Source organism: Streptomyces sp. NBC_00989, assembly GCF_045162655.1.
Taxonomy (GTDB): domain Bacteria; phylum Actinomycetota; class Actinomycetes; order Streptomycetales; family Streptomycetaceae; genus Streptomyces.
The window spans coordinates 2224387-2247038 of the sequence record NZ_CP108728.1; the positions used below are offsets into that span (position 1 = coordinate 2224387).

Genomic DNA, 22652 nt, shown 5'->3' on the forward strand with positions numbered 1-22652 from the left:
GGTCCTGGGGCCCCGCGGGATTACCCGGCGATACGGCCTGAACAGCGATCTTTACAGCGTCCTTAACCTACGGTCTCGTAACCTACGGTTTCGTAGCCTACGATTCCGTAAGTTGCACAGGTCCCGGCACCGCTCGCCGGTTTGTTCAGTTTTGTACCGCGTCCCCCTGGAGTCCCCGTGACGATCACTTCCCCGCACCTCGGCAGCCCCGCAGTCTGGACCGACGCCAAGCTGCTGTACGCGCTCGAGGAAGTGGTCGAGACCGAGCTCAACCGGCACCTCAAGGTCACCAAGGACTGGATGCCGCACGAGTACGTGCCGTGGAGCGACGCCCGGAACTTCCCCGGCTTCTTCGAGGACGGCGAGGCCTGGGGCAAGGAGCAGTCCAAGGTCACCGAGATCGGCCGCATCGCCCTCGTCGTGAACCTCCTTACGGAGGACAACCTCCCCAGCTACCACCACGAGATCGCCTCCCTCTTCGGCCGCGACGGCGCCTGGGGCACCTGGGTGCACCGCTGGACGGCGGAGGAAGGCCGGCACGGCATCGTCATGCGGGACTACCTGCTCGCCTCCCGCGCGGTCGACCCGGAGAAGCTCGAAGCGTTCCGCATGCAGCACATGAGCGAGGGCTTCGAGTCGGACAACCGGCACTCGATGCTGCACTCGGTCGCGTACGTCGCCTTCCAGGAACTGGCCACCCGCGTCTCGCACCGCAACACCGGCCACCAGTCGGGCGACCCGGTCTGCGACCGCATGCTGGCCCGCATCGCGACCGACGAGAACCTCCACATGGTCTTCTACCGCAACCTCCTGAAGGCCGCGTTCGAGCTCGCCCCCGACCTCACCATGCAGGCCGTGCGCGACGTCCTCGTCAACTTCCGGATGCCCGGTCACGGCATGCCCGGCTTCGAGCGGTTCGCCGCCCAGATGGCCATCGGCGAGGTCTACAACCTGCGCATCCACCACGACGACGTCATCCAGCCCGTGCTGCGCTTCCTGAAGGTCATGGACATCGACGGTCTCGGCCCCGAGGGCCAGCAGGCCCAGGAGGAAATCGGCCTCTACATGGGCGGTCTGGACTCCGAGGCGTCCAAGTTCGACGAGAAGCTGGCGACCCGCAAGGCCCGCATGGCGGCCCGCGCGAGCGCCTGACCGACCACTAAACCGCCCGGTGATCGATTTACCGGTGCGGGACGCGCCCCCGCTGCGGCATCATGCCGCCATGCGTGACAACAGCACGTCGGGGGCGGCGGTCGGCTTCCTGCTGCACCTGATCGACAGCGCGGACGCCGAGCGGATACGGCGGCGGACCGGCCTCCCGGAGCCGGAGGCCGAGGGAACGTCCGAGGCCCGGCGCAACACCCTGCTCTGGTCCTGGACGAGGACGGCGGTGCCGTCCTCCGTGCTGTTGTGGGTCCTGGAGGAGAACGATCCGGAACTGAACCAGTGGGTCTGGCGGCACGTCTCCGCGGACAACGCGATGCGGCGCGCCATCGCGCGCGGTGTGCCGTTCGGTCCCCCGCGCGCGGAGCCGCTGACCGTCGCCGACAGCGTGCAGCTGTCGGACGAACCTCCGGTCCCCGAGAACTTCACCCGCTTCGGCCTCGTCGGCGCCCTGCGCGAGGGCACCACCATGCAGTCCGCGCGGACGGCCGCGTCCATGGTCCTGGAGCGCTCCGACTGGCAGGCCGTCACCGACGCGGACCAGGATCGCCCGCTGCCCGGTTACGCGCGCTGGGCGCTGTCGATACGCCCGGACTGCCCGTCCGCGCTGCGCGCGCGTTTCGGCACACACCCCAAGTTCACCCACCGGGTCGAGCAGGCCGGCGTGCTGGACGGCCCCGCCGACTACGCGACCGGCTGGGGCCCCGCCTGGCACGTCCTTGGCGTGGTCTCCACAGGCCGGCTGCTGTTCCCCACGCGCGTGACCGAGGCCGAGGACGCCCTGCGACCGCTCGTGCGCGAGCACCTGGCCGGCCACGAGGACGCCTGGGCGGTCCTGGCACAGCTCATCGACACGTTCCACGGGAACGCGGTGGAGCTGGTGGTGACGGCGGGCGCGATCGCCTGAGCCGGGCCCTGAGGGCTTGAGGGGGGCGGGGCGGCTGGATTCGAACCAGCGTGTTCCGGTTCTGGAGACCAATGCGCCTGCCTCTGCGCTACGACCCCGCCCTTGGCACCAGAGCGTAATGCCTTGGCCCGCTGTCAGTGCGGCCTGGTACCAATGGGGCACTGGGGAAAACGCGGCGCGGGGGGCGTGACATGGCGTACGGGGAGCGGGGTCGGCGTACCCCTGTGGTCGATCTGGCCGACCGCAGGGCGCTGGAGCGGTACCGGCCGGCGGACCCGGCCGTGGTCGCGGAGGCGCGGCGGCTGAAGGAGGCCGCGCTGCTGGACTTCGGGCTGACGGAGTCGGCGGTGGCGTCCTGGCTGTACGCGAAGTGCCATCACCAGATCCCGACCACGGCGGTGGACACGGGGGCCGTGGTCGCCTCCGGTGACGGCTCCTGCCTGCTGCTCTTCAACCCGGACTTCTTCGTCGGACTCGGCCTGGACGGCGTGAAGTTCGTGCTCTTCCACGAGGCACGGCATCTGGTGCAGCGCCATCTGTTCGCCGACCTGGAACTGCGCGACGACCCGGTCTTCGAGCTGGCCGCCGAGGTCTCCATCAACCATGTCGCCCTGGTCCGCCTCGGCCGCACCGGACTGCCCCTGCTGAACGGCCGGCCGACAGGCATCGACCCACGCGAGATCCACGGCCTGTACCGCGAGGACCTCACCGCGCACGGCCTGGAGCCGGTGCCGTACGGGGAGTTCGTCGCGACCGACATGAAGGTCTACGGCGAGCTGAAGCGGATGCGGCACCCTCCGGTCCCGGAGCGGCACCTGTGCGTGCACCTGGTGGACGGGTGGGTACCGGCCGACCAGGAGACGGTGGACGCGGTGGCGTCGTCCGCGCTGCTGAACTCGCTGCTGGCGGCCCGGCGCGGACACACGGGTGCGGAGCGGGAGTTGCTCGACCTGATGGGCCGCACCGAGGACGGTTCCGCGCGGGCCGGCCGGATCTGGGGGAACCTCGGAGCGGGCGTCCTGCGCGGCGAGACGGCACGCACGCATACGGTCCACTGGTGGCAGCGCTGGCTCGTCGACGTCCTCGGCTCGAAACTGCGCGACGGCGAGCGCCTGGTGTACCCGAAGAAGCGCGGCGCCCTCCTCGCGGCCCTCGGCCAGGACCCGATGCTCTCGCGCCGCGGCCCGGTCCGGGACAAGGTCCTGGTCATCGCGTACGACACCTCGGGCTCGATGCCGCACCAGGTGATCACCTGGCTCACCGAACTCGTCGGCCGCATCGACGGGGTCGAGGCGCACTGGCTGTCCTTCGACGCGGTGGTGATGCCGTTCAGGCCGGGCGAGCGGGTCTACGGCGGTGGCGGCACCAGCTTCCAGGTCGTCGCGGACTACGTGGAGGGGCGTACCGAGGTGAACGGCCGGCGGTTCGACGTCACCCCGGACGCGGTCGTGATGGTCACCGACGGGCACGCGCCGCCGGTCACGCCCGCCGAGCCGGACAAGTGGATCTGGCTGATCACCGAGGGCGGCAGCGAGTGGCCCGAGACGCACAACCCGGCGATGGACTGCCATCGCGTCACGACAGGATCGACGTAAATGACCACGGAGACAGGGCAGTTGACGACCCCGGAGACCGGGCACGGTCGGCGTGAGCCGTCGCGTCTGGAGGCGTTCATCGACGCGATGATCGACATCGGGCAGACCGGGCAGGTCTTCGGCGAGCACGGCATCGGCAAGACGGCGACGTTCTTCGCCCACATCGGCCGCGCCCACCCGGACACCGCGCTGGTCTACGTCCCGGCGGCGAATCTCACACCGGACGACCTGCTCGTCAACGCGCCGGTGCGGGACCCGCACACCGGCGAACTCGTGCTGCGCCAGCTGGTGATGAGCCAGTTGAAGCCGGGCACGCCGTTCGTGCTGCTCATCGACGACTCGTTGCAGGCGGGCGACACGATCCAGTCGCAGCTGATGCAGATCGCCTGCAACTGGACGCTGGGCGAGCACGATCTGCGGGCGCTCGGCTGCGTCGGTGTCTTCCTCACGGACAACGAGTCGCTGTCCGAGACCTCGGCCCGGCGCGGTGATCTCGCGCTGCTCGACCGCATGGTCACGATGCGGATCACGGCCAACGACACGTCCTGGCGCCGGCATCTGGCCGCCAAGTACCGCCCCTGGGACCTCAGTTCGGTGTTCAGTGTCTGGGCGTCGCTCTCGCCGGCGCTGCGCGAACTGCTGTCCCCGCGCACGCTGGACCACGTCCTGGCCAACGCGAAGGAGGGCTTCCCGCTCCGCTGGGGACTTCCCCTGATCGACGGCGAGCGGCTGCGGCTGGCCGAGCCGGGCCCGGACGGCAAGCCCGGGCAGAACCGCACGGCGGAGATCCTGGACCGCATCGCCGAGGCCCTGGGCGTCCCCAACCCGGCCACGATCCCCGACCCGGTACGGCAGGTGGTGCGGGCCGCGCTGCGCAACCGCTGGACGGTGCTGCTCCAAGGGCCGCCCGGGTGCGGCAAGACGGAGCTGGTCCGGGAGACGGTCCGCGCGGGCCTCGGCCGGGAGCCGCTGTACTTCTCGCTCCCGGTGACTAACGTCGAGGACCTGTGCGCCCCGATCCCGTCGCCGGACGGCACCCTGGACAACCTGCTGGCGGCGAACTTCACCGGGCCCGGCCCCAAGGCGATCGTGTGGGACGAGTACAACCGCCCCAAGGACAAGGCCGCGTTCGCCAAGCTCATGGAGATCACCCAGGAGTGGTCGCTGGCCGGGCGGCGGATCGAGAACCTCAGGGCACAGATCGCCGTCCAGAACCCGCCGTACCACCTCGGCCGCAAGCTGCTCGTCTCGCGCAACAACATCGCCCAGGCGACGAGGTTCACGGCCTCGCTGACGGTGGAGCCGGAGGACATCCCGGCGAACGAGTGGCTGCTCGCGCGCTACGGCTCGGACGCGGAGACGGTGCTGGAGTGGTGGAAGCACGACATCGACGACGAGGGCCGCGCCTGGATCACCAAGCGCACGCTGGAGCGGCTCATCAAGCTGCACCGGCGGGGGCTGCCGCTGGAGATGGCGACGGTCTACCTCGGCGACGGCGAGTACGCGCCCGTGCCGCTCACCGCCCTGATCGACCGCTTCAAGGGCCGCCCGGTGACGGGCCTGCGTGAAATGGCCCGTGACGCGGACCTCTGGGAGGCCCGGCTGCGCCGAGCCGCCGAGCACACCGACGAGGGCGGCGACGACAGTGACGTGGTCCACCAGATCCTCGCCAACGCGGAGCTCTCCCAGCTGAAGAAGCACCGCGCGGTGGTGGCCCGCATGGTGGCCCTGCTGCCGGCGAAGCTCCGGGCGACGTATCTGGTGGGGGCGTCGGAGCCGCAACAGCGGTTCTGGACGGACGTCTTCACGGGGTTGGCGCGTCGCTGACCCCGTGCTCGGCCTCCCCCGGCCGCGCCGTGCGGTGCACGCTGCGTACGGCGGCCACGTCGGGAGCGAGCAGGGGCGCGGGGATGTGGGCGGTAAGTGCTTCCAGGCGGCGTTTGACGCTGGCGGCGATCCCCTGGCCGAGGACGAAGCGGGTGGGGGTGATCGCGCGGGGTGCCGTGTCGAGGAGGCGGTGGGCCTCGCGGCTGCGCATCCCCGTGTGGGACAGGACGAGATGGGTGAGGCGGTGCTCGGCGGCCACGAGGGCTTGGGAGATGCTCTCGGCGGCGGTCAGATCGACGTGGTTGTCGGCCGCGCCGAGCACGGCCGCCGCTCGCACCCGCCCGAGGTCCAGCAGACCGACCCCGGCCGCGGTGGCGGCGGTCACCAGCCGCGCCGCGACCCGCGGGCCGATGCCGTTGCTGGCGACGGACAGCCGTGTGAGCCGTCCGTGCGGCCCCTGTTGCAGGGCGTCGGCCAGGAGGAGGGCGCCCTGGTCCCCCAACCCGGCAGCGGATACGTAGAGTTCGTCGATCGCGCCCGCCGCGATGACAGCGGCGAGGGGTGCGGCACCATCCGCGCCGAGCGGGTTGCCGCCGACGAAGAGCCGCTCGATGCGGCGCCCATTGCCGGCGGCGGCGAGCAGCGCATCGGCGAGAACGAGAACCCCCGCCGGATCGATCCCGGTCTGCACGAGGTCGAGCGTGCGCAAAGACCGCGCGGACTCGATGAGTTCGGCCGCCGCCCGCCCGCCACCGCTGCCCAGCGGATTGCGCTTGAGCCACACCCCGGTGACGACCTGCGGCGAGGCGCGCAACTGGTCGGCGATCCGGCAGGCACCACCGGCCGTGATCCCGTTGCAGCCGAGATAGAGCGTCTCGACCTCACCGCTCCCACCGGCCACGACCTCGGCACCCTCGTCACCGAGCCCGTCCGTGCCGAGCAGCAAGTGCCGTACGGGAGACGGCCCTTGGGCCAGTGCCTCGGCGACCAGCGCGGCGCCCTCCGCCCCCAGGTCCTGCTTGCACAGGTCGAGCCGCCCGTCGGGCAACGCCGTCCCTACGGCGAAGTCGAGCCGCTCTCCGGCGGGCCGGCCCGCCCTCAACCAGTCGAGCAGCGGGCCGAGTTCGGCGACGGGCCGCGGCGGGACATGGACCACACCGGCAAAGCCGATCGCCGGGGGACGGGGGGACACCGGGGCTGCCGATTCCGGGGCGGTCGGTGCGGGCATCGGAACCGACTCGCCCGACGCGGACCCCGAAGCCGTCGCCTCCGGGCCGACCGGCGCAGCCGTCGGACGCGACTCGCCCACGTCCGGCACCGGAGATTCCGTCGCCCCCTGCCCCGGACCCGCCCCAGAAGATCCCTCCAGGTCCCCGGTGTTCTCCATGCCCCCGCTCACCACGCCGCCTCCCGATAGTCCTTGAGGAACACCCCGGACACCGGGTCCCCGGACTCACCGCGCACGATCGGGTCGTAGACGCGGGCCGCGCCGTCCACGATGTCGAGCGGTGTGCGGAAGCCGGCCTCGGCCATGCGGCCCTTCTTGGGGGCGGGGTTCTCGTCGGTGATCCAGCCGGTGTCGACGGCGCACATGTGGACGCCCTGGTCGGCGAGTTCGGCGGCGCTGGTGCGGGTGAGCATGTTGAGCGCGGCCTTGGCCATGTTGGTGTGGGGATGGCCGGCCGTCTTGTTCCGTACGGCGAACCGGCCCTCCACCGCGGTGACGTTGACGACGTATCTGCGCGGACGCGGCGAGGCGAGCAGCAGGGGCAGCAGGCGGTCGCAAAGGAGGGCGGGGGCAAGGGCGTTGACGAGCTGGGTCTCCAGGACCTCGGCCGGGTCGAGGGCGCCGAGCCGGGCCGACCAGGAGTTCTCCGGAGACGGGTCGGGCAGCAGCCCGGCCTCGTCGGCCTCGCGCAGCACGACGGGCAGCGCCGACGCCCCGCCCGCGAGCATCCGCATCGGGGTGAAGCCGGGCGCCTGCCGTGCCCCCTCCGGCAGCGCGTCCCGCTCCCCAGCGGCCAGCAGCGCGTACGACTGCGGAGGGCGCCGTACGGTCTGCGCGGCGTTGTTGACGAGGATGTCCAGCGGCTCGCCCGCCTGCCTCAACTCCTCACACAGGCCCAGTACTTGACGCGGATCGCGGAGGTCGACGGCGAGCACCGTCAGCCGGTCCAGCCATTTCTCGCTGCCCGGCTCGGCGCGGAAACGGTGTACCGCATCGTGCGGGAAGCGCGAGGTGACCAGCACGTCCGCGCCGTCCCGCAGCATCATCAGCGCCAGCTGGAAACCGATCTTCACCCGCCCGCCGGTGAGCAGCACCCGGCGCCCGCTCAGATCCGTACGCAGCGCCCGGCGCGCGGAGTTGTCGGCGGCGCAGTCCGGACACAGCCGGTGGTAGAAGGAATCCACCTGTCGATAGGGCGACTTGCAGACATAGCAACCGCGCGGCCTGCGGTAGACACCACCCGCGTCCGCACGCCCCGCGACCTCACGCGCGAGGCCCAGCGGAGCGTCCTCGCGTCGGTCGACCGCCCCCGTCGCGGTCGCCGCCATCGTCGCCGCGTCGGACGCGGACACGTCGGCACCGCGGGCCTTGCGGCGCCGCAGCCGGCCGTCCCGGGCGAAGGACGCGGCGACCTGTTCCGCGCGCAGGCGCACCGGATCGTCGACGGGCAACTCCCGCAGCCTGCCCACCGCATGGTGGAAGGCGGCCAGTTCCGCCTCGGTGATCCCGCCCTCGTCAGTCATCGCTTCCCGCCCCGGCCGTGCCATGAAGTGGGCCCCGGCCGGATTCGAACCGGCGTGACCGCCCTGAGAAGGCGGCGAGTCTGCCTCTGCTCTACAGGGCCCCCGAACGCAGCCCGGGGATCGGATTCGAACCGATGTGATTCGTCAGAGCACGACGTGCGCCTGCCTCTGCGCTACGCCCGGGTGCGCCCCCGGATCCTAGCCGCACTCCCCCGCGCGCACCGCACCGATAAACGCCCCCGTCAGCGGGAGCCCCGTCTTATCTCCAGGCGTTCCTTCTCCGACAGACCGCCCCACACACCGAAGCGTTCGTCGTTGTCGAGGGCGTACTCCAGGCAGGCGGAGCGGATCGGGCACATGCCGCAGATCCGTTTGGCTTCCCTGACGGAGCTGCCCGGTTCGGGGAAGAAGAAGTCCGCCCCGGTCTGCGCGCACAACGCCTCCTGCTGCCAGTCCAGGTCGGGCGAGGTGATCGTGTCGATGTGCATGGGCAGGATCGTGCCGTGCGGCGAAAAACGTTCGATCAACGCGGGATCAACGCCACGCTCCGAGGCCTCCGGCCGCCCCGATGATGGCCCCTCCGCCCGCACCGGCGCACGGCGGCGCGCGGAACCGGTATGAAAACACGGAGAACTTCAGCGGTCACCGAGGGTGACCGACACCGTATGCCCGAACCGGGGCCGCACCCCGGCAGCGATTGTCAGTGGGCGGTGCAAGACTCGGCAGTGCAGAGAACGGGACCCTTCAATGAGGAGGGCAATAATGCTCACCACCCGTTTCGTCAACGGCGCTCCCAACTGGCTGGACGTCGGCTCGCCCGACTTCGACGGCGCCATCTCCTTCTACGGCGGTCTCTTCGGCTGGCAGTTCCAGTCGGCGGGACCCGAGGCCGGCGGCTACGGCTTCTTCCAGCTGGACGGCAGGACGGTCGCCGGCGGCATGCCCCTGCCCCCGGAGCATGCCTCGTCCGCCTGGACCGTGTACTTCCAGAGCCCGGACGCGGAGGCCACGGCCAAGGCGGTGGAACAGGCGCACGGCACGGTCCTGTTCCAGCCCATGGACGTGATGGGCGAGGGACACATGGCGGTCCTCGCCGACCCGGCGGGCGGCGCGTTCGGCATCTGGCAGCCGGGCCGGACCAAGGGGGTCGACGTCGCGGGCGACCCCGGTTCGCTGACCTGGGTCGAGCTGTACACGCCGGACGTGGCCGCGGCGGCCGCGTTCTACTACGCCTCGCTCGGTCTGGAGACCTCGGCCGCACCCATGGCGGGCGGCGACTACACCTGTCTCAACCCTGCCGGTGCCGGTGAGGACGCGATGTTCGGCGGTGTCGTCCTGCTCGACTTCGACCCGACCGGGGCTGTCTCGGGGGCGTACTGGCTGGCGTACTTCGAGGTGGCCGACGTGGACGCCACCGCGGCGAAGGCGCTGGAGACGGGCGGCGAGGTCACCATGCCGGCCACCAGCATGGAGGGCGTCGGCCGCATGGCCCAGCTCACCGACCCGCAGGGCGCCCGCTTCGCGATCATCAAGAGCGAGCCGCCACAGGGCTGACGAGGCCCCGGGTCGGCGGGTCGGCGGGTCGGCGGGTCGGCGGGTCGGCGGGTCGGCGGGTCGGCGGGTCGGCGGGCCAGTCCTACGCCGACGTACGGGCCCGGCTCACGTACGGGCCCGGCTCACGCGGAGGCGCGGTGGATCAGTGTGGTCGGCAGGATCACGCTGGACGGCGCGCCTCCGATGCCGTCCCGGACCGCCCGGCGGTCGAGCCCGCGCAGCAGCAGGCGGGCCATCAACCGCCCCATCTCCTCTATGTCCTGACGGACCGTCGTGAGCGGCGGCTCGGTCTGCTCGGCGACCGGAAGCATGTCGTCGAAGCCGATCACCGCCACGTCCTCGGGCACCCGCAGCCCCTCCTCGCGCAGCACCTTCAGGGCGCCGTAGGCGGTGAGGTCGTTGGCGGCGAACACGGCGTCCACGTCGGGGCAGTTGCCGAGGAGTTCCCGCATCGCGCGCTCGCCGCCGCCCGGGGTGAAGTCGCTCTCGACGATCAGCCGCGGATCGACGTCGACCATGACGTCCCGGAACCCGTCGAGCCGGTCCACCGCGGACGTCTGGTCGAGCGCGCCGGTGATGTGCGCGATCCGGGTGCGGCCGAGTCCGACGAGATGCCGTACGGCCTCGCGGGCGCCGCCCCGGTTGTCGCAGTCGACGTACACCGTGGGCCCCGACGCGCGTGTCCCCTCGCTCCAGGAGGGCCGGCCGCCGAACACCGTCGGGACACCGGCCCGTTGGATCAGTCCGGGCAGCGGGTCGTCGAGGTGCAGGGAGAAGACGAGCGCGCCGTCCACGTGGCCGCCGGCGAGATAGCGGCCGACACGGGCGTGGTCGGCGCGGCCTTCGGTGAGGAGCAGTACGAGTTGGGAGTCGTGGGCGGTCAACTCCTTGCTGATACCCCTGAGTTGCATGGCGAAGAACGGGTCGGCGAAGACGCGGGTCTCCGGTTCCGCGATCACCACGGCGATGGCGTCGTGCCGCTTCGTCACCAGACTCCGGGCGGCCTGGTTGGGGACGTACCCGAGTTCCTCCACGGCTTGTCGGACCCGCTCGACGAGCGATTCCCGCACCCCGTCCCCGCCGTTGACCACCCGGGAAACGGTGGCCCGCGACACCCCCGCCCGCGCGGCCACGGCCTCCAGCGTGGGACGCGGTGTTGTCTCGGTCACTTCTGGTCCCCCCTTGATGATGCGGATCAGGATAGCCGCGGCCGAACCGGACGGTGAGAGCGCTCCCAGATCGGCGAGATCCCCTTGCCTGCGAGCGGTTCACCCCAACAGATCCACCCGTCGTCCCAGCCCGTCCCGCTCCGCCCGCTGGTACGCCAGCCATGCCAGCGCCAGGTCCTGCCACGGCAGCCCGACGGGGGCGTAGACGGAACGCGCACCGGCGTCCGTCCGTCCCGGATGGTCGCCGCGCAGTACGTCGCCGAGCGTGGTGTCGATGTCCGTCGGGGTCAACGCGCCCACGGACTCGACCAGTTGCCGGTCATCGACGACGACGAGCGCCGTGTCCAGCAGGTCGGCGGCGAGTTCCCGCTTGCCCGGCTCGTCGGCGCCCAGGCTGGTGAGGTGCTGGCCCGCCCGGGTGTCCGCGAGGGACAGCAGCGGGGTGCGGGACCAGGTCGCCAGCAGGACGATGTCGGCGGCCGCGGCGATCTCCTTCGGTGAGCCCAGCACCCGGCCGCCGTGCCGTGCGGCGAACTCGGCGGCTCGGTCCAAGTCCGTGTCGTGGACGAGGAGTTCGCCGTGCTGCCGGAGCGCGCCCAGCCCCCGCACCATCAACTCGGCCTGCGCGCCCGCGCCGATGACCCCCACCACCGCGCCCTCCGCCGACCCCGCGAGGGCATGCGTGCCCAGGGCGGCCGCAAGGCCCGTGCGCCACGCGGTCACCGTCGCCGAGTCGAGCAGGGCGAGCAACTCGCCGTCCACGCCGCTGTGCAGGCAGAGCACGCCTCTCAACGCGGGCCGCGCGTCGGGGAACTTGGCGTTGACCTTCACCGTGTAGGCCTCGATGCCGGGCAGCAGTCCGGGCATCAGCGCGGTGGCCGTACCGGGGAACGGCAGGTCGGTGCGCACCCGTTGGCCCGGGATCGCCGCCGCGGCCCCCACGGCGAGGAAGCCGGCACGCAACGCGGCGAGGCAGGCCGAGGTTTCCAGCAGGGCGCCGAGGACGCTCCGGGTCAGCAGGCGAGTCATGCGCTCATGATCCGTCAGGGGCGGAGTCCGCGGCGGAACCGGTGCCGGATTCAGCGGAGGAATCCGGGGTGGCGGCCGCCTTCTTCGCCCTGCTCGGCTGCACCCTCTTCGGCTCCCCCGGCATCTTCGGGTACTCCGGCGGGTACGGCAGATCGCCCAGCCCGTGGTCGTGTTCGTCGCGGCGGGCCAGTTCGAGGAGGGCGTCCAGGGAGTAGCGGTGGTCGTCCATGTCCGCGTGCACATCGCCGAGTTCGGCGAAACGCGCCGGCATGGTCGCGAGGTCGAAGTCCCGGGGGTGCGCGGTGCCGACCTCGTCCCAGCGCAGGGGCGCCGAGACGGGGGCGTGCGGGCGGGGTCGTACGGAATAGGCGGAGGCGATGGTGCGGTCGCGGGCGGTCTGGTTGTAGTCGACGAAGATGCGCTCGCCGCGCTCCTCCTTCCACCACTTGATGGTCACCTGGTCGGGCATCCGGCGTTCCAGCTCCCGGCCGACCGCGATGGCCGCGCGGCGGACCTGGGTGAAGGTCCAGCGCGGTTCGATGGGGACGAAGACGTGCAGGCCGCGTCCGCCGGAGGTCTTGGGGAAGCCCCGCAGACCCCCGAACTCGTCGAGCACGGCGCGTAGTTCGTGGGCGGCGCGGACCGCGTCGTCGTAGTCGGTGCCGGGCTGCGGGTCGAGGTCGATGCGGAGTTCGTCGGGGCTGTCGACGTCGGCGCGGCGTACCGGCCAGGGGTGGAAGGTGAGCGTGCCGTACTGGGCGGCCCACAGGACGGCGGCCTGTTCGGTGGGGCACATCTCGTCGGCGCTGCGTCCGCTGGGGAAGGTGATGTGGGCGGTCGGGATCCAGTCGGGCATGTTCTTGGGCGCCCGCTTCTGGAAGAAGTTCTCGCCCTCGACCCCGTCCGGGTAGCGCTCCAGGGTGGTGGGGCGGTCGCGCAGGGCGCGCAGGATCCCGGGGCCGACCGCGATGTAGTACCGGGCGAGGTCCAGCTTGGTGAAGCCGCACTCCGGGAAGAAGATCTTGTCGGGACTGGACAGCCGTACGGTCCGGCCGCCCGCCTCCAGTTCCACCGCTTCGCCCATGCGAGCCACCGTAGGCCTGGCGCGCAAACATCGCATACCGGGCGACAAGCGACGTACGAGAGCAGAATCGGAACCATGGATCTGCCGGTGATGCCGCCCGTGAAGCCCATGCTCGCCAAGTCGGTGGCGAGGATTCCGCCGGGCATGCACTACGAGGCGAAGTGGGACGGCTTCCGGGCGATCGTGTTCCGGGACGGGGCCGAGGTCGAGCTGGGCAGTCGTACAGGAAAGCCGCTGACCAGGTACTTTCCCGAACTCGTCGAGGCGTTGAAGGACCGGGTGCCCGAGCGGTGCGTGCTGGACGGCGAGATCGTGATCGCGCGGGACGGGCGGCTCGACTTCGACGCGTTGACCGAGCGCATCCACCCGGCCGAGTCGCGGGTGCGGACGCTGGCCGAGCGCACACCGGCCTCCTTCGTCGCCTTCGACCTGCTGGCCCTGGCCGACGAGTCGCTGCTGGACGTCCCGCTCGGCGACCGCCGAGCACTCCTCGAACGGGCCCTGTCCGGCGCGACCGCACCCGTACATCTGGCGCCCGCGACCACCGACATCGACGTAGCGCAGCGGTGGTTCGAGCAGTACGAGGGCGCCGGGCTCGACGGTGTCGTGGCCAAACCGCTGGACCTGCGCTACCGCCAGGACGAGCGCGCCATGTTCAAGATCAAGCACGAGCGGACCGCGGACGCCGTCGTCGCGGGTTACCGCCTCCACAAGAGCGGCCCCGTCGTGGGCTCGCTCCTTCTCGGCCTCTACGACGACCAGGGCGCCCTGCAACACGTGGGGGTGTCCGCCGCCTTCACCATGAAGCGCCGCGCCGAACTCATCGACGAGCTGGCGCCGCTGCGCATGGACGACCCGACCGGGCACCCGTGGGCGGCCTGGGCGGAGGAGTCCGCGCACGAGTCGGCCCGGCTGCCGGGCGCCCCGAGCCGCTGGTCGGGCAAGAAGGACCTCTCCTGGGTGCCCCTCAGACCGGAACGGGTGGCCGAGGTGGCGTACGACCACATGGAGAACGGCGCGCGCTTCCGGCACACGGCGCGTTTCCGCCGCTGGCGCCCGGACCGCACGCCCGAGAGCTGCACGTACGCACAACTGGAGGAGCCGGTCCGCTACGACCTCGCGGAGATCCTCGGCCCGCCGGACTGACCCCTTCCGGATCTTCCGGTGGGCCGATCGGCCCATTCGACGCGCACAAACACAACCGAGCGGGTATGGCCACCAATGAACTTATAAGCGCACAATCGAAAACACAGATTTGGTGGCAACGGTGGGCATGGGACAAAGGGCGCCCCGGCGTCGCGGCGCGAGAAGAGCGGCGCTGCTGGCCGCCACGATGACGGCCTCCCTGGCGGTGGGCTGCACGGCACATCACGGCAGCCCCGTCGACGACGGTCGCGGACCGAGCCGGCCCCCTGCGCAGAGCCCGGACCAGAGCCCGAGCGCCGACGGCACGGACGCCCCCGCCGCTGGTCCGGTGCTCGCGGTGAAGATCGACAACGTGCCCGCGGCCCGCCCGCAGACGGGTCTGGACTCGGCGGACATCGTGTACGCGGAGCAGGTCGAGGGCGGGCTGAGCCGACTGATGGCGGTGTTCGCCACCAAGCTGCCCAAGTCCGTCGGGCCGGTGCGCAGCGCCCGCGTCTCCGACCTGGAGCTGCTGCGCCAGTTCGACGACCCGACGCTCGCCTTCTCCGGGGCGCAGCACAAGCTCCTGCCACTGATCGCCAAGGCACCGCTGCGATCGGCGTCGCCCGACGAGGAGGGCGCCGCCTACTACCGGGGCGTCGACAAGTCCGCCCCGCACAACCTCTTCCTCCACCCGAACAAGCTGCTCTCCTCCGCGCCCGGGGCGGCCGCCCTGACGACCGGCTTCCGCTACGGCGCGGCCCCCGCGGGCGGCAAGGCCACCGCCTCCCGCAACGTGCGTTATCCAGCGGCCCGCTTCACCTTCACCTGGTCCGGGAGCAAGCACCGCTGGCTGGTCACCGAGGACGGCACCCCCACCGTGCTGACCAACGGCAAGCGGGTCGCCCCGGCGACGGTCGTCGTCCAGTACGTCAAGATCCGCAAGTCCAAGTACCACGACGTCCTCGGCAACAACACGCCGTACACGGAGACCGTCGGCTCCGGGAAGGCGGACGTACTGCGGGACGGCCGTACGTACAGCGTCGACTGGAAGCGGCAGAAGGCCACGGACGGAACGGAGTTCACCACCGCGGACGGCAAGCCCATGAACTTCGCGAAGGGCCAGGTCTGGGTGATTTTCGCGAAGTCCTGAACATAGCCGGCCGAGGCGAGCCCCCTTAGGGGCGCGGGGAACTGCGCGACCAGCCCCCACCGACCCGCAGACAACGAACGGCCCACCCAGCGGAGCGCTACCGCTGCGCGGCAAGGGGCTCCGCAGGATTGCGGAGCCCCTCCGCCGCGTCCGAGACACGTTGGATGAGGTCAAAAAAGACGGCTTGCTCAGCGGCGGAGAGCGGAGCCAGAAAGACCTGGTTCATCCGGGCCGTGCGCACGACCAGCTTGCGGTGGGTGCGCGAGCCGTCCTCCGTGAGGCGCAGCAGAAACCGCCGGCCGTCCTGCGGATCGCGCACCTTGTCGAGGAGCCCGCGCCTGATCAGCCGGCTGATCACCTCCGCGATGGTGGACCGGTCCAGGCCCACCCGCTCCCCCACCGTGCGCTGGTCGAGCCCCGGCTCCTCGGCGAGCGCGTTGAGCACCGCGAACTGCGGGGAGGTGATCTCTTCGGACACCATGGTGTTCCACAGCAGGTAGTGCGCCTGCTGGAGTCGCCGGGCGAGGTGCCCGGGATGGGTGGTGAGGTCCACCGCGGCCATGTGCCCTCCCGACGTCAAATTCATCCGTGTACTGAACGATACCTGGACGCCCTCCGGCCGAGTCCAGCCTTGCGCACCACCATGTCTCCGTACCTGACCTCGCACTTCTCCGAGGTCTTGACGGGGAGCCCCCACAGTGGCAGCGTGAAGGAAACTTCACCGAAATGCTCAGTGCCCTGACTAACTGCTGACCGGGTGCTCGAACGGGACGGAGCTTCACGGATGGACAAGGTGGTCGCCACAGCCGACGAGGCCGTGGCCGATGTGCCGGACGGAGCGACACTCGCGGTCGGCGGCTTCGGGCTGAGCGGTGTGCCGAACGTGCTGATCCAGGCCCTCTACGAGCGCGGCGTCAGCGCCCTGGGCGTGGTCTCCAACAACTGCGGTGCGATGGAGTCCGGCCTCGCCGTCCTCCTCTCCGCCGGGCGGATCGCGCGCGTGACCGGCTCCTACATCGGCGCCAACAAGGAGTTCGCCCGCCAGTACCTCGCCGGGGAACTGGAGGTCGAGATGATCCCCCAGGGCACCCTCGCCGAACGCCTGCGCGCCGGCGGGGCGGGCATCCCCGCCTTCTACACCCCGGCAGGGGTCGGCACCCAGGTCGCCGAGGGCGGACTGCCCTGGCGCTACGACGGCTCGGGCGGCGTCACGCTCGCCTCCCCGGCGAAGGAGGTGCGGGAGTTCGACGGCACCGAGTACGTCCTGGAGCGCGGCATCCGCACCGACTTCGCGCTGGTCCGCGCCGCAAAGGGCGACCGGCACGGAAACCTCGTCTTCAACAAGTCCACCCGGAACTTCAACCCCCTCGCGGCGATGGCCGGCAAGGTGACCATCGCCGAGGTGGAGGAGCTGGTCGAGCCCGGCGAGATCGACCCGGACGCGGTGCACCTGCCCGGGATCTTCGTGCAGCGGGTGGTGGCCCTCACCCCCGAGCAGGCCGCCGACAAGCGGATCGAGCAGCGGACGGTGAGCAGCTGATGGCCTGGACACGCGAGGAGATGGCGGCCCGCGCGGCCCGCGAACTCCAGGACGGGCAGTACGTCAACCTCGGCATCGGGCTGCCGACCCTGATCCCCAACTACCTCCCGCCGGGCGTCGAGGTGATCCTCGAATCCGAGAACGGCATCCTGGGCACCGGCCCGTATCCCACCGAGGACCAGGTCGACCCGGATCTGATCAACGCCGGCAAGGAGACCGTGACGGTCCTGCCGGGCGCCTCCTTCTTCGACTCCGCGCTCTCCTTCGGGATGATCCGGGGCGGGCACATCGACGTCGCCGTGCTGGGTGCGATGCAGGTGTCGGCGGGCGGTGACCTGGCGAACTGGGCGATCCCCGGGAAGATGATCACCGGGATCGGCGGGGCGATGGACCTCGTGCACGGTGCCCGCACGGTCATCGTCGTCATGACCCATGTGGCCAAGGACGGCTCTCCGAAGATCCTCTCGGAGTGCGCGCTGCCGCTCACAGGCAAAGCGTGTGTGAACCGAGTCATCACCGATCTGGGCGTGATCGACGTGTCACCCGAGGGCCTCGTGTTGATCGAGACCGCGCCCGGTGTGGGCGTCGAGGAGATCGTCGCCAAGACCGACGCGAAACTCACCGTCACGGAGGGCCTCCTGTGAACCCGGTTTACATCGTCGACGCCGTCCGCACCCCCATCGGCAGGTACAGCGGAGGGCTCGCCTCCGTCCGCCCCGACGACCTCGCCGCCCACGCCATCCGCGAACTCCTCGCCCGCACGCCCGACTTGGACCCGTCCCGCATCGAGGACGTGTACTTCGGCAACGCCAACGGCGCCGGCGAGGAGAACCGCAACGTCGCCCGCATGGCAGGCCTCCTCGCGGGCCTGCCCACCTCCGTGCCGGGCGTGACGGTCAACCGGCTGTGCGCCTCCGGCCTCGAAGCGGTCATCCAGGCGGCCCGCGCGATCGCGGTCGGGGACGCCTCCATCGCCGTAGCGGGTGGTGTGGAGTCGATGACCCGCGCGCCGTACGTCCTGCCCAAGTCGGACCGGCCCTTCCCCGCCGGGCACACCGAGTTGTACTCGACCACGCTCGGCTGGCGCATGACCAACCCGGCCATGAACCCGGAGTGGACCATCCCGCTCGGTGAGAGCGCGGAGTTGATCGCCGACAAGCACAAGATCGGGCGTGAGCAGCAGGACGAGTTCGCGCTCGCGAGTCACCAGAAGGCGGCCCAGGCGCAGGCCGCAGGCCTCTTCGACGGCGAGATCGCACCCGTGTCGATCCCGCAGCGCAAGGGCGACCCGGTCGTCTTCGGCGCCGACGAATCCGTACGGGCGGACGCGTCCCTCGCCGCCATGGCCAAGCTGAAGCCGTCTTTCCGTACGGAGAACGGGACGGTGACGGCGGGTAACGCCTCCCCCCTCAACGACGGTGCCGCGGCCCTGTTGTTGGTGGACGAGGAGGGGCTCAGGGCGACCGGCCGCCAGCCTCTCGCCCGCGTGTCCGCCACCGGTGTCTCGGCGATCGATCCGCAGTACTTCGGACTCGCCCCGGTCGAGGCCGTCAACCGCGCACTCACCAAGGCGGGCAAGGGATTTGACGACCTGTCAGTCCTCGAACTGAACGAGGCCTTCGCCACGCAGGTGCTCGGATGTGTCGCGGAGTGGCCCGAGTTCGACCCCGCGATCCTCAACCCGCAGGGCGGCGCCATCGCCCTCGGGCACCCGCTCGGCGCCTCCGGTGCCCGGCTCGCGGGCACCGTCGCCCACCAACTCGCCCGCAAGAGCACGGGAGTTGGAGTCGCCACCCTCTGCATCGGCGTAGGTCAGGGCCTGGCCCTCGTCCTCGAACGGTAGGAACTCGAACGGTAGGAAGGCCCATGGCTCTCACCCAGCACGACATCGACCTCGAAATAGCGGCCGAGCACGCGACGTACGAGAAACGGGTCGCCGACGGCGCGCCGGTCGAGCACCACCCGCGCCGCGACTACGCCCCGTACCGCTCCTCGTTGCTCCGCCACCCGCAACAGCCGCCGGTCACCATCGACGTCTCCAAGGACCCGGAGCTGGTGGAGCTGGCCTCGCCCGCGTTCGGCGAGCGGGACATCACGGAGATCGACAACGACCTGACGAGGCAGCACAACGGGGAGCCGATCGGTGAGCGGATCACCGTCTCCGGGCGGCTGTTGGACCGGTCCGGGCGGCCGATCCGCGGTCAGCTGGTGGAGATCTGGCAGGCCAACTCGGCCGGCCGGTACGCGCACCAGCGTGAGCAGCACGACGCCCCGCTGGACCCCAACTTCACCGGTGTGGGGCGCACGTTGACCGACGACGACGGCGGCTACCGCTTCACCACCGTCCAGCCGGGCCCCTACCCCTGGCGCAACCACGTCAACGCCTGGCGCCCGGCGCACATCCACTTCTCGATGTTCGGCACGGCGTTCACGCAGCGGCTCGTGACACAGATGTACTTCCCGAGCGACCCGCTCTTCCCGTACGACCCGATCATCCAGTCGGTGACGGACGACGCGGCCCGGCAACGCCTCGTCGCGACGTACGACCACGGCCTGTCGGTGCCCGAGTTCTCGATGGGCTACCACTGGGACATCGTGCTCGACGGCCCGCACGCCACCTGGATCGAAGAAGGACGCTGACCAGCCATGACGAAGATCGACACGAGCCGTCCGGAGTCCGTGCTGCCGACCCCGTCGCACACGGTCGGCCCCTTCTACGGCTACGCGCTGCCGTTCCCCGGAGGCGGTGACATCGCGCCGGTCGGGCACCCGGACACGATCACCGTCCAGGGGTACGTCTACGACGGCGAGGGCACACCGCTGCCGGACGCCTTCGTCGAACTGTGGGGGCCCCACCCCGAGGGCAACCTGTCCACGACCGACGGCTCGATCCGGCGCGACCCGGCCAGCGGCGGCTATCTCGGCCGCAACGGCGTGGAGTTCACCGGCTGGGGCCGTATCCAGACCGACGCCAACGGCCACTGGTACGCGCGGACGCTACGGCCCGGCGCGCGCGGCCTGAGCGCCCCCTACTTGAGCGTGTGCGTCTTCGCGCGCGGACTGCTGGTGCACCTCTTCACCCGGATCTATCTCCCGGGCGACGAGGCCGCGCTCGCCGCGGACCCGCTGCTGTCCGGGCTGGACGCGGCGCGGCGCGACACGTTGATCGCGACGGACGACGGCAGGGGCACATACCGTTTCGACATCCGCCTTCAGGGCGAAGGCGAAACGGTCTTCCTGGAGTTCCAGTGACAGCTGCCGACCCGTCGGACACCGGCCTGCTCGCCCCCGGGTGGGCCGGCTCCCCCGCCGCGTCCACGACGAGCGACACCGCGTATCTACGGGCCCTGCTCGACGCGGAGTCCGCTCTCACCCGCGCCCAGTCCGCCCTGGGTCTCGCACCCGCCGAAGCAGCGACGGCGGTGACGACGGCGGCCGACGCGAACCTCTTCGACGTACGGTCCCTCGTGGAACGGTCCAGGACCGGCGGGAACCCGGTGATCCCGCTGGTCGCGGACCTGACGAAGGCGGTCGGCGGGGAGTACGGCCCGTACGTCCACCGGGGCGCGACCAGCCAGGACATCATGGACACGGCGACGATGCTGGTCGCAGCCCGCACGTTGGATCCGGTCCTCGGCGACCTCACCCGCACGGAGCGTGCGCTGTCGGCGCTGGCCACCGCCCACCGTGACACAGCGATGCCGGGCCGGACACTCACCCAGCACGCCGTACCGACGACCTTCGGGCTGAAGGCCGCCGGGTGGCGGTCGCTGGTGCTCGACGCGCGGGATCGCGTACGGGTGGCAAGGGGTGCGCTGCCCGTCCAACTCGGGGGCGCGGCAGGCACGTTGGCCGCCTTCACGGCGTACGGCGCCGAGGACCCGCTCGCACTGCCGGACGCGTACGCCCGTGAACTCGGCTTGACCGCCCCCCTGTTGCCCTGGCACACACTGCGGACGCCGATCGCCGATCTCGCCGGGTGCCTGGCCTTCGCGGCGGGCGCGCTGGGCAAGGTAGCCGCCGACGTACTCGTCCTGTGCCGTACGGAGATCGCCGAGGTCTCCGAGGGCAGCGGCGGCGGCTCGTCGGCCATGCCCCACAAGGCGAATCCGGTACGGTCCACGCTGATCGCCGCCGCCGCACGGCGGGCACCGCAGCTCGCGGCCGTCCTCTACGGCTCACTGGTCGCCGAGGACGAGCGGCCGGCCGGGGCCTGGCACGCCGAGTGGGAACCGTTGCGGGAGCTGCTACGGCTGGTCGGCGGTGCGGCGCGCGACGCCGCCGAGCTGACCGAGGGGCTGCGGGTGCACCCGGACGTGATGCGTGAACACCTGGATCTCACCCATGGGTTGATCGTCTCCGAGCGGCTGTCCGCCGAACTGGCGCCGCTGCTGGGCCGGGCCCGGGCGAAGGAACTGCTCACGGAGGTGGCCCGGCGGACGTACTCCGAAGGCCGTCCGCTGGCCGAACTTCTCGCCGGTGAACCGGAGTTGAAGGACCTCGACCTCTCCGCGCTGACCGACCCCGCCCGTTACACGGGTTCCGCCGGAGCCCTCACCGACCGTGCGTTGGAGCGACGTTGACCGAGAAATTCCTCAACTTCCGTGCCGAGGGCCCCGATTCCGCGCCCCCGCTGCTGCTCGGGCCCTCGCTGGGCACGTCGTACGCCCTCTGGGACAAGGTCGCGCCCGAACTCTCCGTCACCCACCGGGTGATCCGCTGGGACCTGCCCGGGCACGGTGGTTCGGCACCCGGTCTGATCGGTCCCGGGGCGACGGTAGGAGTCCTCGCGGACCTGGTGCTCGCGCTCGCCGACTCCCTCGGGATCGAGCAATTCGCCTACGCGGGCGTGTCGTTGGGCGGTGCGGTCGGCCTGCATCTCGCCGTACATCACCCCGAGCGGGTCGCGTCGCTCGCCGTCATCTGTTCCTCGGCCCACTTCAACGGGTCGAAGCCGTGGGAGGAACGGGCCGCGCGGGTACGGAACGAGGGGCTGGCCTGGCTCGTCGAGAGCGCCGACTCCCGTTGGTTCACGCCCGGGTTCACCGTCCCGGAGCTGGTGGCCGACCAGCGTGACGCCGACCCGGCCGCGTACGCCGCGTGCTGTGACGCGCTGGCCGCGTACGACCTGCGGTCGCGGCTCTCCGAGATCAGTGCGCGGACGCTGGTGATCGCGGGGCGCGAGGACCCGGCGACCCCGCCCGCGCATCTGCGGGAGATCGCGGACGCGGTGCCGGGCTCGGCCCTCGTGGAGATCCCGGGCGCTTCCCATCTGGCGCCTGCGCAGTGCCCGGAGGCCGTCCTCACCGCGCTGCGCGCGCACCTCGGCGGGGGTGCGAGGCTGGGGATGGCGGTGCGGCGGGAGGTGCTCGGTGATGCCCACGTGGACCGGGCGCAGGCTCGGCAGACGCCGTTCACCGCGCGGTTCCAGGACTTCATCTCGCGGTATGCGTGGGGGGAGATCTGGACCGATCCGACGTTGACGCGGCGCGAGCGGAACATGGTCACGCTGACGGCGTTGGTTGCGGGTGGGCATTCCGACGAGTTGGCGATGCATGTGCGGGCGGCTCGGCGTAATGGGCTCACGGTGGAGGAGATCGGGGCGGTGTTGATGCAGAGCGCGGTGTATTGCGGGGTGCCTGCGGCGAACTCGGCGTTTGCTGTGGCGCAGCGGGTGTTGGAGGAAGAGGGCGACTAAGGGGGCGGGGCTACTTGTTGTGCGTCGTCTACGGCTGCGTCGTGGCTGGTCGCGCA

At 71.1% G+C, this 22652-nt stretch carries 21 protein-coding genes and 3 tRNA genes; 14 read left to right on the top strand and 10 right to left on the bottom strand.

The window, feature by feature from the left end; translation table 11 throughout:
• Positions 1–177 precede the first annotated feature (177 nt).
• Together OG714_RS09685 and OG714_RS09690 are read left to right on the top strand one after the other, a co-directional pair.
• A complete protein-coding gene (locus tag OG714_RS09685; protein ID WP_406119917.1) occupies positions 178–1152 on the top strand; it encodes an acyl-ACP desaturase in 975 nt (324 codons plus the stop codon).
• 70 nt (positions 1153–1222) lie between these two features.
• Positions 1223–2071, top strand: a complete 849-nt coding sequence (locus tag OG714_RS09690) for a hypothetical protein (RefSeq protein WP_406119918.1) — start codon at positions 1223–1225, stop codon at positions 2069–2071.
• Between the two features lie 24 nt (positions 2072–2095).
• Here the strand turns inward: OG714_RS09690 and OG714_RS09695 are convergent.
• Positions 2096–2171 (bottom strand) — tRNA-Trp (locus tag OG714_RS09695).
• Between the two features lie 91 nt (positions 2172–2262).
• Between OG714_RS09695 and OG714_RS09700 the strand changes: the two genes are divergently transcribed.
• Positions 2263–3666: a DUF2201 family putative metallopeptidase gene (locus OG714_RS09700; protein WP_406119919.1), complete on the top strand. Its 1404-nt coding sequence runs from the start codon at positions 2263–2265 to the stop codon at positions 3664–3666.
• Entirely contained in the window at positions 3667–5493 is a 1827-nt protein-coding gene (locus OG714_RS09705) for an AAA family ATPase (protein WP_406119920.1), read from the top strand.
• Here the strand turns inward: OG714_RS09705 and OG714_RS09710 are convergent.
• From OG714_RS09710 to OG714_RS09730, 5 genes are all read right to left on the bottom strand, one after another.
• Positions 5471–6802 (bottom strand): ribonuclease inhibitor, encoded by a 1332-nt coding sequence (locus tag OG714_RS09710; RefSeq protein ID WP_406119921.1) that lies wholly within the window; start codon positions 6800–6802, stop codon positions 5471–5473. The genes OG714_RS09705 and OG714_RS09710 overlap by 23 nt on opposite strands.
• Before the next feature lie 86 nt (positions 6803–6888).
• A complete protein-coding gene (locus OG714_RS09715; protein ID WP_406119922.1) occupies positions 6889–8244 on the bottom strand; it encodes an SDR family NAD(P)-dependent oxidoreductase in 1356 nt (451 codons plus the stop codon).
• Between the two features lie 29 nt (positions 8245–8273).
• A tRNA-Glu gene (locus OG714_RS09720) sits at positions 8274–8345 on the bottom strand.
• A gap of 10 nt (positions 8346–8355) precedes the next feature.
• Positions 8356–8428, bottom strand: a tRNA-OTHER gene (locus tag OG714_RS09725).
• 58 nt (positions 8429–8486) lie between these two features.
• A complete protein-coding gene (locus tag OG714_RS09730; RefSeq protein WP_406119923.1) occupies positions 8487–8732 on the bottom strand; it encodes a WhiB family transcriptional regulator in 246 nt (81 codons plus the stop codon).
• 274 nt (positions 8733–9006) lie between these two features.
• Between OG714_RS09730 and OG714_RS09735 the strand changes: the two genes are divergently transcribed.
• Positions 9007–9798, top strand: coding sequence for a VOC family protein (locus OG714_RS09735; protein ID WP_406119924.1), 792 nt, complete (start codon positions 9007–9009; stop codon positions 9796–9798).
• Between the two features lie 122 nt (positions 9799–9920).
• Here the strand turns inward: OG714_RS09735 and OG714_RS09740 are convergent, their stop codons facing one another.
• The 3 genes from OG714_RS09740 to ligD all read right to left on the bottom strand — a co-directional run bounded on the left by OG714_RS09740 (position 9921) and on the right by ligD (position 13080).
• Positions 9921–10967: a LacI family DNA-binding transcriptional regulator gene (locus OG714_RS09740; protein WP_406119925.1), complete on the bottom strand. Its 1047-nt coding sequence runs from the start codon at positions 10965–10967 to the stop codon at positions 9921–9923.
• A gap of 99 nt (positions 10968–11066) precedes the next feature.
• Complete coding sequence (locus OG714_RS09745; protein ID WP_406119926.1) at positions 11067–11996, bottom strand: ornithine cyclodeaminase family protein; 930 nt, start codon at positions 11994–11996, stop codon at positions 11067–11069.
• 4 nt (positions 11997–12000) lie between these two features.
• A complete protein-coding gene (ligD, locus tag OG714_RS09750) occupies positions 12001–13080 on the bottom strand; it encodes a non-homologous end-joining DNA ligase (RefSeq protein ID WP_406119927.1) in 1080 nt (359 codons plus the stop codon).
• Positions 13081–13155: 75 nt separating this feature from the next.
• On the opposite strand from ligD, the gene OG714_RS09755 reads away from it, so the two are divergent.
• Both OG714_RS09755 and OG714_RS09760 read left to right on the top strand, forming a co-directional pair.
• Complete coding sequence (locus OG714_RS09755) at positions 13156–14226, top strand: ATP-dependent DNA ligase (RefSeq protein ID WP_406119928.1); 1071 nt, start codon at positions 13156–13158, stop codon at positions 14224–14226.
• 127 nt (positions 14227–14353) lie between these two features.
• On the top strand, positions 14354–15358 hold the full coding sequence (locus tag OG714_RS09760) for a DUF3048 domain-containing protein (protein ID WP_406119929.1): 1005 nt from the start codon (positions 14354–14356) through the stop codon (positions 15356–15358).
• Positions 15359–15455: 97 nt separating this feature from the next.
• On the opposite strand, the gene OG714_RS09765 is transcribed toward OG714_RS09760, so the two are convergent.
• The gene (locus OG714_RS09765) at positions 15456–15920 is read right to left on the bottom strand and encodes a MarR family winged helix-turn-helix transcriptional regulator (RefSeq protein ID WP_406119930.1); all 465 of its coding nucleotides are present in this window, start codon (positions 15918–15920) and stop codon (positions 15456–15458) included.
• Between the two features lie 222 nt (positions 15921–16142).
• Between OG714_RS09765 and OG714_RS09770 the strand changes: the two genes are divergently transcribed.
• Genes OG714_RS09770 through pcaD form a run of 7 tightly spaced genes read left to right on the top strand, consistent with a single transcriptional unit; the run spans position 16143 to position 22596 of the window.
• Positions 16143–16898 carry a CoA transferase subunit A gene (locus tag OG714_RS09770; protein WP_406119931.1) on the top strand — a complete coding sequence of 252 codons (756 nt, stop codon included), beginning with the start codon at positions 16143–16145 and terminating at the stop codon, positions 16896–16898.
• Positions 16898–17542, top strand: a complete 645-nt coding sequence (locus tag OG714_RS09775) for a CoA transferase subunit B (protein ID WP_406119932.1) — start codon at positions 16898–16900, stop codon at positions 17540–17542. The genes OG714_RS09770 and OG714_RS09775 overlap by 1 nt, the downstream gene beginning before the upstream one ends.
• The gene (locus OG714_RS09780) at positions 17539–18741 is read left to right on the top strand and encodes a thiolase family protein (RefSeq protein WP_406119933.1); all 1203 of its coding nucleotides are present in this window, start codon (positions 17539–17541) and stop codon (positions 18739–18741) included. Before OG714_RS09775 ends, OG714_RS09780 begins: the two co-directional genes overlap by 4 nt.
• Positions 18742–18764: 23 nt before the next feature.
• Entirely contained in the window at positions 18765–19538 is a 774-nt protein-coding gene (gene pcaH / locus OG714_RS09785; RefSeq protein ID WP_406119934.1) for a protocatechuate 3,4-dioxygenase subunit beta, read from the top strand.
• Positions 19539–19544: 6 nt separating this feature from the next.
• Positions 19545–20150, top strand: a complete 606-nt coding sequence (gene pcaG / locus OG714_RS09790; RefSeq protein WP_406119935.1) for a protocatechuate 3,4-dioxygenase subunit alpha — start codon at positions 19545–19547, stop codon at positions 20148–20150.
• Positions 20147–21481: a 3-carboxy-cis,cis-muconate cycloisomerase gene (gene pcaB / locus OG714_RS09795; RefSeq protein WP_406119936.1), complete on the top strand. Its 1335-nt coding sequence runs from the start codon at positions 20147–20149 to the stop codon at positions 21479–21481. The genes pcaG and pcaB overlap by 4 nt, the downstream gene beginning before the upstream one ends.
• Entirely contained in the window at positions 21478–22596 is a 1119-nt protein-coding gene (pcaD, locus tag OG714_RS09800) for a 3-oxoadipate enol-lactonase (protein ID WP_406119937.1), read from the top strand. The genes pcaB and pcaD overlap by 4 nt, the downstream gene beginning before the upstream one ends.
• Positions 22597–22652 lie beyond the last annotated feature (56 nt).